The sequence below is a fragment of the Pseudomonas akapageensis genome, assembly GCF_011355085.1.
In the GTDB taxonomy this organism is placed as follows: domain Bacteria; phylum Pseudomonadota; class Gammaproteobacteria; order Pseudomonadales; family Pseudomonadaceae; genus Aquipseudomonas; species Aquipseudomonas akapageensis.
In genome coordinates this window covers 1-11,559 of the sequence record NZ_VXCP01000068.1, presented here as the reverse complement: position 1 = coordinate 11,559, position 11,559 = coordinate 1, and the positions used below count along the sequence as shown (strand labels likewise).

10 protein-coding genes and 1 pseudogene are annotated in these 11,559 nt (G+C 54.9%); all 11 read right to left on the bottom strand.

Annotated elements, in window-relative coordinates; translation table 11 throughout:
- Window positions 1-1,012: pseudogene (locus F2S13_RS28695) on the bottom strand (IS110 family RNA-guided transposase); the annotation flags it as partial.
- 384 nt (window positions 1,013-1,396) lie between these two features.
- Window positions 1,397-1,909 (bottom strand): hypothetical protein, encoded by a 513-nt coding sequence (locus F2S13_RS28690; protein ID WP_166367255.1) that lies wholly within the window; start codon window positions 1,907-1,909, stop codon window positions 1,397-1,399.
- Complete coding sequence (locus tag F2S13_RS28685) at window positions 1,896-2,915, bottom strand: radical SAM protein (protein WP_343047655.1); 1,020 nt, start codon at window positions 2,913-2,915, stop codon at window positions 1,896-1,898. Before F2S13_RS28685 ends, F2S13_RS28690 begins: the two co-directional genes overlap by 14 nt.
- Complete coding sequence (locus F2S13_RS28680; RefSeq protein ID WP_166367254.1) at window positions 2,882-3,442, bottom strand: dTMP kinase; 561 nt, start codon at window positions 3,440-3,442, stop codon at window positions 2,882-2,884. The genes F2S13_RS28685 and F2S13_RS28680 overlap by 34 nt, the downstream gene beginning before the upstream one ends.
- Before the next feature lie 75 nt (window positions 3,443-3,517).
- Window positions 3,518-4,237 (bottom strand): hypothetical protein, encoded by a 720-nt coding sequence (locus tag F2S13_RS28675; protein WP_166367253.1) that lies wholly within the window; start codon window positions 4,235-4,237, stop codon window positions 3,518-3,520.
- A 99-nt stretch (window positions 4,238-4,336) separates the two neighbouring features.
- The gene (locus tag F2S13_RS28670; RefSeq protein WP_166367252.1) at window positions 4,337-5,878 is read right to left on the bottom strand and encodes a GTPase; all 1,542 of its coding nucleotides are present in this window, start codon (window positions 5,876-5,878) and stop codon (window positions 4,337-4,339) included.
- The gene (locus F2S13_RS28665; RefSeq protein WP_166367251.1) at window positions 5,875-7,584 is read right to left on the bottom strand and encodes a GTPase; all 1,710 of its coding nucleotides are present in this window, start codon (window positions 7,582-7,584) and stop codon (window positions 5,875-5,877) included. Before F2S13_RS28665 ends, F2S13_RS28670 begins: the two co-directional genes overlap by 4 nt.
- Window positions 7,585-7,686: 102 nt before the next feature.
- Complete coding sequence (locus tag F2S13_RS28660) at window positions 7,687-8,097, bottom strand: hypothetical protein (RefSeq protein ID WP_166367250.1); 411 nt, start codon at window positions 8,095-8,097, stop codon at window positions 7,687-7,689.
- A 3-nt stretch (window positions 8,098-8,100) separates the two neighbouring features.
- Window positions 8,101-8,913 carry a GTPase gene (locus F2S13_RS28655; protein ID WP_166367249.1) on the bottom strand — a complete coding sequence of 271 codons (813 nt, stop codon included), beginning with the start codon at window positions 8,911-8,913 and terminating at the stop codon, window positions 8,101-8,103.
- A gap of 48 nt (window positions 8,914-8,961) precedes the next feature.
- Window positions 8,962-10,092: a GTPase gene (locus tag F2S13_RS28650; RefSeq protein WP_166367248.1), complete on the bottom strand. Its 1,131-nt coding sequence runs from the start codon at window positions 10,090-10,092 to the stop codon at window positions 8,962-8,964.
- A 98-nt stretch (window positions 10,093-10,190) separates the two neighbouring features.
- The gene (locus tag F2S13_RS28645) at window positions 10,191-11,321 is read right to left on the bottom strand and encodes a YcjF family protein (protein WP_166367247.1); all 1,131 of its coding nucleotides are present in this window, start codon (window positions 11,319-11,321) and stop codon (window positions 10,191-10,193) included.
- Window positions 11,322-11,559: the final 238 nt, after the last annotated feature.

Sequence of the window (11,559 nt, the reverse complement as noted above, 5' to 3'; positions counted from 1 at the left end):
AGATTTCGATTGGCCAGCCTGCCGCCGCCTCCTTGCGCCCAAGGCGGGATAGCCAGCCTAAGAGGCGGCGGTCATCTGGCTGATCGGAATCAACCCTCAATTGCTTGAGCACCGCGTGTGCACCCTGGACCAGCATGCTGCGCAGGTAACCATCTCCCCGCTTGCTCATCCTGCCTAGCCTGACCTTGTTCCCACTGCTGCGCTGATCGGGTACCAAGCCGAAATAGGCGGCAAATTGTCGAGCGTTGGCGAAGCGGGCTGGTTCGGGCTGTTTGGCCAGTAGGGCCGTGGCGATGATCGGACCAACACCGCGTATCGTCATCAAGCGTTGAGCTGTCTTGTCATCCCGAGCAGCCGTTTCCAACCGGGCTGTCAGTACAGCGATGCGTTCGCCCAGATAACGCCATTCGACGAGCAATTCATCGATCAGTTCTCGCAACAGATCCGGCAGTGGCTGAGTGGCGTCTTCCAGTATCCGCGGCACACCTTGATTGATAGCCACATCGCCTTGCGCCAGGGCTACACCGTGCTCAAGCAACAAGCCACGTACCTGATTGCCCAGTGCAGTGTGCCGCCGGACATAACCTCGTCGGGCCCGGTGTAGAGCCTGTATCGCCAGCGCCGTGGTGCTTTTGATCGGCACCGCTGCGATGCTCGAATCCCGACCCGCACGAAGAATGGCATGCGCGTCGTTGCGATCGTTCTTGGCTCCACTGCGGTGCTCGGCCACCCGCTGGGCTAGCAGGATACGTACTGGGTTCCCTTTTGCCTGGAGCAACCGGGCCCAGGCTTGCGCTCCAGGCCCACTCTCCATCAGGACGGTCACCGTCACAGGCAACTTGATCAGGTACTCATGAAACGCTTCACGGGATTTGATCCGATCTTCGTAGATAACACGACCAGGACCATCATCACCCGCCAGTTGAAAGACCTGCTTGGCCAGATCAATTGCCAAGTTCACGCAGAGCTCGATTGAAGACAAGGAGTTGTGTTTCGCCGTATGCTTTTTCATGGACTCGCCCTCGCTGCCGTTGGCTTCTTAAGAACGCCACCGTGGCACTGTGATGCCTCGGCGGGGGCGAGTCCATTTGATTACATTGGTCTGGGGCGGGTTCAGCTGTTGGTGTGCTTTGGCGTGTTTTCTTTCCTGTTTGAACGCCGCTGGATGGTGGATGCCACCGCCCCTGACCGGATGTTCGAATTGGTCAGCGATGCGATGCCAAGAGAACGATCCAAAACTCTAACCGTTGCCGAACGGCTAATTGAGTGCATTCTTACGCTCTCCTGGCACCTAACAACGCCTCGAAATCAGAAGCCTGAATCTCCGAAGCCCCACTCAACATATCCCGCGCCAAAGCTCGTCGTTGGCTCACTACATGATTTTGCCTAACCCCTCCTAGCGAACGCTCTTAACATAGGCACTGCCCAAAGAGCCATCGCCCTCAAAAACTTCCGGATAGTCACCCTCCTCAAGGCCGATGAAGGGTTTGATTACTGGCGCATCCGGTGTAACACATAGCGCCTGCTTACCACCAATTGAAACCCGCTCTCCAGCGCAATCGGGCACAATGAGAAAACTTTTTTCTGAGCTTGGATTACGCTCATCGCCAATGATTACCAGCGCACCGGGTTCGACCCTACTGAATACCAGCGTGTCGTTGGAAAGCCGCCCCATTAGTCTCTCGCAATCCTTGATGCTTCCTTCAAGTTTGATGGAGCGGATTTTATGGGCAGTGGCCAGGTACTGGGCTTCTTCCTTGAATGTATCGTAGCGGCTCTGCATTGCGCCTATATGCGAATTCGCTTCGCTTTGCGAATCACGAACAGACTCCTGTGCCACACTCAGCATATCCAGTAATTTCATCTTTATATTATGGAAAGCGGCTAATTTTTCCTTATTGATACTCACGCACAATCACTCCAGTACGATCAGGAAACTGATAACCTCTACCTTGCTTCAGGCACCACGATGAAACAGAGTCAGGAAATCCACAATTGAAGTTACAGCGACCTTCAAGCACCAGGCGCAGCGGGGTAGAAGAGATACTTTTTCGCAACTCTTGGCCCCACGGTTGGTGCTCAGAGATAAAAAACGTGTCGTTTTCATAGGTGCTATGAGCTAAGTCTTGGCGCAGATAGCACAACGATGACTTACCTTCTGGGAAGACCCTGAAATAATCCCCGTAACCCTCGAGGCAGTTCGATTTTTTTGTACATAAATTGCACACGGCGTTGCTTTTTCTGGCCGTCGACTTCAGCTTATATTCGACTAAGCCATGTTGGGGTGTTAAGTACCTTACCCTTGAGCGACCGCGCTGCTGGCCGTCATCTTGAATCAGTTTTACATAACCTGAGGCCACTGACGCTTCCAGCGCTTCTTCCGGCGAAATGTAGTACCTGTCGTATTCGCCAGCAGACTCTTCTGTCCAGTACAGATCCAGCAACTTCAATCTCAACTGGTGCTGATCAACGAATGCTAACTGCTCGGGCAAATCTGCGGTATGGCCTCTCATTAACACCCTGTTCAGTGACATACTTAATGAGCAATCAATCCCCGCACGGACCCCCTCGATAAGTTTCTCAAGGCTCCCTCCTCCGGTTATTTTGCGATAGATGTCTGGCGACATGGAGTGCCAGCTCAAACGCAAAAGATCCAAGCCCGCCTCCTTGAGCTCTTGCGCATTCCGCGCGAGCAAGCTGCCATTGCTGGTCATCGAAACACGGAAGCCCATCCCCTTCAGCTCTGCCACAACGTGGCCAATGCGCACTTCGCCTTCTCGCCAGAGCAGTGGCTCAAGTGCAGCCACCTCCACTTGCATAAGCCCGGCGTTTTCCTTCCACCACTGAGCGACGCTGATAATCTTTGCAAAGCTAAGCCGATTCATTGCATCAGCCCTGATAAAATCAAATCGCACACCTGCTCTGGTGTTCTATCGTTGGTGTCGATCTGGATAAGATCCTGCATGGCAAGAAAGCGTCGACGTGCTTTATCCAGCAAGCTGAGGTTATGGTCGGTAGGGGAGACAACTCCGGTTTGATCCTCTCGCCGAGCAATGCGCTCACGGGAGACTTCTCTACTGACTGTCAGCAAAATTGAGCAATCTGGCCGGATCAGCGAGGGAAAGAAATCAGGAATATCAGCGGGTAGTGGCTCCGTGTCAGGCCACTGATAAGCGATAGTCGAGTGAATATACCGATCACATATAACGGGTCCTTCCTCCAGCAACTCGCTAATTTCAACTTTCTGTGCTTCTAGCGAACGGAGATAGAACGCATATTTTTCTTCAGTGGTCCCTTGGTTTTCAACAATCTGACGCTCATCGGAAAATCTCTCGTCCGGCGTCTTGATACATACAGCACCCAGGCGCTTTGCGAGCATGCGTACAATTGTTGATTTACCGGCGCCATCTATTCCTTCGACCGTAACAAAGAGATGCTTCATGAGTAGTTTAACTGCCTTGTCTGACAACCAGAAACCGCCAGGGCCAGCCTTTAAGACTGACCGCTGCCGGCCTTGTTAGTAGAAATAGTTGGACTCGGCCTTTTTATCGAGCCCCACCAAAACGCTCTGATCAATTCGACAGGCCGCCGGTGCGTCGTTTGGCCCCCAATGCTGGCAGTAGTAGCGACCTTCGTTCACAGACTTGCCATCTTCGGTAAACACTTCGATCACCGCATTCCAGAGTGACACCCGTGGGGCCTCGCTGGTGGGGTCAAGACACAGCAGGTGAGTGATCTGCAACTCATCTTCATCGTTTGCCTGGTAACCCTGATAGCCGATAACCAGCAACCAATGCCCGGCCTGCCCGCAGTCCCACTCGACCCCGACGATCGGAATTTTTCGGTTGTCGACGGCATCGGCAAATTTACGAATGGTCGTTTGACGTCGCGGAGCCACATCAAGCACATCGGTAACAACGCCGGCCCGCTTGAACACGTCTACCAACCAACTCACATCAAAATCGTTGGTACCTTCCGAAATCAGGGCACCGAAGGCCATTAAACTTTCGCGAAAGCGGCCCAGGCGGGTACGCCCATCAAAACTGTCGAGTGACTGCGCCTGCTCACGGGACATAACGCCCAGTGCAATCAAGGTCATCACCACACAGTAAGGTCCACAGGCACCATCCATCTCTCCTTGGCGCAAATGAACATAGTCATGAGCGTGGGGATGGGCACAGGTCACAGGCCCGTTGGGTGATACCGACAGCCATGGACTTACAAACATTCGATTCATTACGCGTCATTCCTTTGCCGAAAAAAGCAGCCGCTCAGATTGAGCGGCTGCAACTACAACCAGACGGGCTCACTTCCAGCCGTCGTGAACCAATTGGATTCAGAACTCCAGTGCCTGCAATGTGCGCGTCAGCTCACGCCAGTCGCTCCAGTCTTTTTCAAGTTGGCTGGCGGCGCCTTGCAAAGCTGCACGGCTCTCTTCATAGGGTTTTTTCTGTTCGATGAAGAGTTGGTCAATCAACTCGCAGACGCTTTGGACCAAGGCGCTCTCCAACTCGGCACCTGTCTCTTCAATCCACTGTATGCGCTGAAGGGCACGGCTGTGGTTGCGCTCGTTTTCCTTCTCTTCGCTACGAGCAGCAAGAAAAATTTCTGCAAGCGCAAATACCAGCTGAACAACAGGCGCGGCACGCCCCGCCCATTTCTGCAATGTCGAGAGCCAACGCCCTTTCAACAACGGAATCTTCAGGCTGCGGCCCAGGACCAGCAGAGAGGTCAAGTGATCCTGGTTGATGCCCTTGAGCTGAGCGAATATTGGCCCGGACAACTTATCCAGCAGTTCGCTTTCTTCGACATTCGAATACAGCTTGGGGTCTATCCCCGCATCCAGCAGCAAATCATTGATCTGCGCCTTGCGCATGCTCTGCAGCTCGCCCTCCAGCCATTGCTGCAGTTTTTCGGCAATACCCTGCGCCTGAACTTCCAGCGCACGCGTCAGCGAAGCGGAGTCGCCGCACTGATCAAGGGCTGCCTCGATTGCCGGCCGTGCCGCGAGGATCTCCCGACGCACCAGGTGCCTGGCGCTGTTTTTCAGCTGTTGTTGCTGGCGTGCCATATGTTCCAGCTGAGCGTCGATTGCGCTCAGCTGCTGGGCATGTGGCGTTTCGCCTTCGATTCGGCTGGCCACTGGTGCCAGCAGCGCCCGTTCGATCATTTCGCAGGTTTGCTTGAGCAGTTGCTGCTCGCCATCGAAATGCTGCAGCCATTGCTTGAATCGAACGATGAAGGCTTCAAAGCCTGAATGCTCAAGCAGTTTCGCCTTGCCTTCCAGACGGCCACGGCTGGCGGTTCTGATATTCATCAGAATCACGGGCAACTGTTGAACCAGCGCCTCATCGAAGCCGTTTTTCCGCGCATAGTTGAGCAACGTCTGTGAGAAGCTGGCCTGGATACGCTCGATGACAGCCGGGTCACTGTCTTCATAGTTCAGCACGATGAACAGCGGGCGTCGTTGGGAAAGCAACGTAAAAATGCGCTCGACAATGTTCTGCGCGTCCTGATCTTCCTGGCGCAACACGAACAGAATCAGGTTGGCCCGTTTCAACTGCTCGGTGCTGACTTCTTCATGCTCGATTGGCGCATTGATACCCGGGGTATCGAGCAATACATGCCCGGCCCAATCGTAGCGATGGACGGCATCAGTGGTTGGAATATCGCCAACCACTGCACGCTCTTCACCTAACAGGGCATTGATCAAGGTGCTTTTGCCGGCGTTATAGGCACCGAACAACATGACTTGCACCTTGCGCTCATCAATCTGTTCGACCAATTGTTCGATACGCGCAGGAGCGTCTGGCAGGTAGCGCGAAGCAATGCTGCAGGTACTGGCGAGCAGCGTCTTGTATTGTTCAAAAGGGTTCATCGCGCAACGCTCTCCTTCAAACGCTTAAGTTCCTGTTCACTGGTCGCGATGATGTCGAACAGGCGCATGGCCTCGACTTCCACCAGGTTGATCGACTCGATACAGGTCTCTACCGCAGCGCTAACGGCCTTGGGTAAACGAGCGCGCAGGTCGGCTTCGAGCTTGCCATGCAAGCGCACGTAACTGACGCCGACTACTTGCCTGACCATCTGCGTTTCGACCATATAATTGCCAGCGGCACCGCCAAGCATCCCGCCCAGTAAGCCGCCTGCGAAGGCACCGATCGGGCCGCCCAATGCCGTGCCGATCGCTGTACCGATCGCGGTTCCGGTAGCCGCAGCAGCCGCTTGCTTGCCTCGTCCGGTGACCAGTTCGACATCGACGCCAAGGTCCTCAAAGCTACCGATGTCATCACCGGACATATCGACCAACGCGCCTTTGAGCTCACTGACATAGTCTTTCAACTCACGCGTCAAATGATGCTCGATGGTGGCTTGGCACAGCGCGTTAACATCCTTGGTCAGCGCCTGGACATTCTGAGTGGCCTTGTGTGTCTCCAGCAGGTCACCCAGTTTCAGCAGCACATCAGCAAGCACCGCCGAGGCGATCTGATCGTTACGGACCGTGAGGCCATGGACAGCCTTGCGCGTCGCATCTCGCAGCTCATCCAACTGGGGCAGAACCGTGCTGCGCAAACTGTTGAGCACGTTGTTCTCAAGATGGCTGATCACCAACTGCGTCGCTTTGCCCTCTTTGTAGGTTCGGGCCTCTTGCGCAATAACCTGCAACTGCTGGAACAAGCGCTCGAAACCTGCCGCTTCCAGTACATCGGCCTGCGATGCATTTTTTCGGGCATAGCGCACGGAGACAGACACAACCGGCTTGAGCAACGCCTCGTTCAGGTTGGAAGCGGTGAGCTGCTGCGCAGCCCTTTTCCACACATCATCTTCTTGCACCTTACGATTGGCCGGAAGCTTGTTGCGCAGCACCTTGACCAGCTCTTCCTGACCCGGAACCTCGTCCTCGTCGATGAAATCGCTTTTGGTGATGATGGGCAGCAGTGGCTTGTTACGCTTGAGCTCCACTTCAAGTTCCGCCAATTCCTGCACCTGCCCAGGCGCAGTGGAACTGCTCAACCACAACACAGCATCCGCGCTGTCAGTGTAGCGCTTGGTCAATTCGCCATTGACGCCCGTGACCGAAAGCAGGCCGGGTGTATCGATGAGAATCAGCTTTTGCCCAAGGCGGATGCCCTGGATCTGCGACGTGGTTTCCGTCTCACCTTCTGCGAACGGCTCATCGCGATCGACAATCTTGTCGTTGGCCAGGTGAAAGTACTGAACGGCTTCACCGTTGGCTTCGAATCGCTCGGCGATGAAGTTACAGAACGAACTCTTGCCGGCATTGACCTTGCCGAACACCAGAATCACGGCCTTGTCGCCAAAGGTTTCGGCAAGCTGGGCCGAGGGCTGATTGCGAGCCCATGACTTGCCCCAATCGTTGATGCACAACTGCACGACTTCCCGCACACCTTCCGCTTGGCGCGCAAGGTGGCCATCGCGGTTCAGCTTACCCAGCGATGGCTGAACGCTCAGCGCTCGAGTCAATGCTGCCTGCCAATCCCGAAGCTTGCTTTCGTCGGCTTCCACGCGACGGGTCAGGTATTCGAAGCCTTTGAGCGCTTCGATAAATGCTTTTTCCTGCATACACAGTCCTGTGCTTGTTCACGCTACCCCAGGCAGCGAACAGATAATCCATAAGGAGCAGTGCGACCACCGACAGGCAGCACACTGGCGTTGAACGGGCTGTCAGCCAATGGGCAAGCTGTTGAGAAATGCCTTGGCTTGGTTACGCTCGGCGATCTGCAGTTCCAATGCGCTGACTTCAGTATCAATGGCGCGCATGGATGGGTTGCGCAAGAAAGCTTTTTTCAGCGGCTCGCCAGGGTATTTATCGGGCTGGCTGACCATCGTCTGAATCACCGCCGCTAACTGCGCCCCATCGACTTCAATGTCTTTTCCCTGAAGGAAAGCCCTGAGTTGACGCTCTGCCGCCTCTTTGTTGGCCTGAAGCTTTACTTTGCGCGCTTTTTCAGCGGCTTCACGCTCATAGTCTCGAGAAGACCCCGAAGAGGAAGACGACGATGATGAGTCCGAACTGCTGGATACGGCCGCCGCTACTGCCGCTACTGCGCCGGCTAACAAAAGCAAAGGAAGCATGGTTCAGGCCCTATTGAGTTGTTGGTGTAGTTTGCTGTGCAGCTGCCTGTATTCTTCAGCAAAGCCGGCCAGTCGCGACTGCTTTGTGGACTGCTGATGATCAAGCCGCGCTTGCAGGTTGCTGAGCCCCTGATCGATAAGGCTGCCCAGGCTTTCTCCCAGCTCCAATACTTCGTCGCCACGGGTTTGCAGTACCTCTGCCATCGCTATTTGCAAGGCCTGGCGCAATTCGTTGATGCCGCTCTTCTTCAACTTCAGCGCACTACCGCTTTGCAAACCTTGAAGGTAACGATGGGCAGAGACGTGAATGATCGGCAGCTTTGACGCTTGTTGTTTGATACGCGCCTGAACGTTTGCCAGGGTCTGCTCTTCGACTTGCTCGATCTGGGTCAGTACGATCAAGGTCTGACGTCCACTATCTGCTGCGTCCTGTTGCAACGCATCGATCATGTCGCTTTCGCTTTGGTCAAACTCGCCTTCGCGAACGCAATGCACGAACAGACGGATATCCGACTGCTGCCACGCGCCGGTCATCGCCTCACGATCATCTTTGCGCGCAACGTCGGCATCCAGCCCAGGCGTGTCCAACCACCTCACACCTTCATGCTCGAAGTAGCTCAAGACCGTTGTTTCCCTGGCATCGGAAACGGCGAACTGGTCGCGCTCCACCAAGGCGTTGAGCAAGGAGCTCTTGCCATGGTTGTACTTGCCGATCACCGAAACCACCGGCAGTCGTGCCTCAGCCAATAAGTACTGCAAGCGGCTTATCTTGTCCGCATGATCGGGCAGCACCGCATATATCGCATCGAACCCCATACCTGCTCCTCTCCCTGAATGATATCATTATGCCAATACTGACCGTGCTTAGAAGATGCCGAACAGCTTGGGCCTGGCGATGATTCGGCACTTAGTGAGGTAGCTGGCAAAGAAGTTGTCTTGATCGGCGTATTTGATGAACAACCGATCGAGCTCTTTGTCGACGCGACCAAAGCCGTCATCAAACCATTCGATCATGGTCGACTTCATGGTCAGGATTATTTTTGCTGCGTCGTAGAGAGCGCCAACCTTGCGCAGCAGGCTATCTGACTCGAATCCGTCTTCTATCTCTTTGAAACGGTTCTCCATCTCACCCTGGAAGTCATCGAGCGCCCGGGTCACTGCGCTTTCCAGCTCATCGCTGGTCTCCCAGTCCCCGACAAAGCCAAAGGATGAGAGGTAGTCATCGAAGCCTCTCAGATCGGAAAAAAGCTCATCAAAATCGGGAAGCTCGATTTCTTTGTCCAGATCGAGGTCAGCGATTTTGAAGATACTGAGATCGGCCTTCTCTATCTTGGCAACGACCGTGTTGCGCATTTCGCCAAGCACACCTTTTAAGTTCAAGCAGCTCATCGCCGCCAGGCGCTTGCTGAGGAAGCCGTGCGACTGTTCCAGGTACTTTGAAAGCACTTCATCGCGGCCAAACGCTTGCGTCGACTGGCCTCCACGCTTGCGCACCGACACCGAACACAGCGGTGTAACAGATACCCCGGGGCATAATTTGTGAATTTCTCGCTTCAATGCCTCGACTTTATCGCCAGCAACATCGGCATTGGTCAGGACGACCTGAAGGGGAATCCTGGCATCGCTACCGAGCCGCTGGATGAGGTTGACGTCGACGGGCTCCAGCCGTGCCGAACTGGCGTTGATGACATAGAAGGCGCCATGAATCCAGGTTTCAGGCTCCATGGGGCGCGCACGCCGCTGCTTCATGAAGCGGTCGAACTGTTCGAGCCATCGTTCATAGTTGTCGGCTTCCAGGCCAACACTGTCGAACACGCTCAATAGGTGCCCCTGATGCGTGAAGGTGTGCGACTGGAAATTCTGCTCCCAGGAGGTGACGGGCTTGCCGCTTCCGGTTTCAAACAGGCCTGGCTGGTCGAAAAGATAATTGCAGAAGCTGCTTTTGCCGACGCCGCTTTTACCCAGCACGATGATGTTGATCGCGAACTGATCCATGTGTGTCTGAACCTTGAACAGCTGTAATCGGATAAAGGCCTGCGAGGGAACAGAGCGGTCTGACCCTCGCCACGGCCTTCAGAATGCGCCGAGGGGTATCAGGCTTTTTGCGCCTTCCACTTTCCCAGACCGGTGTTGAAGGCTTGCATGAACAGCTCGTTAGAAAACAGGCTGGTCCAATCCGGCGACTTGCCAGTCTTCAGGTAGCCGTCCACAGCTCGCTCATACACCTCGACCAGGGCCAAACCAAGCCCGCCGGTGATCGCCGCTGCGACACCGGCGTTAATAACCTGCCCCAGTACGGGTATCAACTTGGTCAGGCTGGCCGCCAACTGGCGCCCGACTAAACTCAGGATCTGGCCCTTGAGCAAGCTGACGGCCATTTCACCCATCGAACCGAATCCGTAGAGCTTGGCCAGGGACGCGGCCATGGCAATCTGCTGCGGCACAATAAGCAATGCGTCCGACATAGGCACCGGGTTAAGCCCGGCACTGGCGGCAGTGGTGGCGCTGTAGGTCATGATGATGGTCATCGCCTCGCTGCGTTTGGCAGGCAGCGAAGCGATCTGGGCAGCCACGAAGGACTGGCGCAGCGCATCATCCTTGAGCGATGCGCTCGACCAGGCGATCAACTTTTCAAGGTCCAGCTTCAGCTCTGGATCATGCTTGGGGTTATTTGCACAGGTTTCGAAGACTTCGCAATGCACGCCATTTTCGCGCAGGACTTGGCGAAACGCCCGGGAGGTCTCGCCGTTACCCTCTTCATCGATCGGCTCGGCATCGCACTGGGTGAGTACCACAGCCACCGGAATATCCAGTTCGCCGGTAATCAGCCGAAGGTTATCCAGATCGAAATCGGTAACGCGGTGGTTAGCTACCGAGAGGCAGTACCAAATGAGGTGAATCTGCTCATTCAAGGCTTTGGACTTACGCTGCTTGATCTCGGGAATGATTTTTTCCCGGAAGTTACCCGCCGATGCCTTGCCTTCAGTCACCTCATAGCCTTCGGTATCGAAGATGACCAAGGGAACGTTGGCATCTTCGTAGCGATGACAACCCCGAGTGACGGGTTGCCCCGTACCTACCTTGGCAATTGATTTGCCGAAGATATGGTTGATCAGGCTGCTCTTCCCAACACCGGTTCCGCCGACGATCATCAGATTTGGCCGTTTGACCGCAGCCATCTCTTGATCGAACTGCTCTTCCAGTTGAGTTTCCATACTTGCCATTGTTTTTTCTCCGTCACTTCGCGGCGCCCGCAATATTGCGCGCTAAAAAGGTTTTCGCCTTGGATCCAGGATTCTTAAGCCTCAATCGCATTTTGCCATCAATCCTGTCAAGCTCAGGAAAAAGGGAAATGATTCCGCCGTCTCGAGCAATACATACCCACGGGCGCTTTATTCAAACGATGGCGACCGCTGTGCGGTCGAATCACGGGCAATCGGAATGCCGCCCCACCCACGCCTA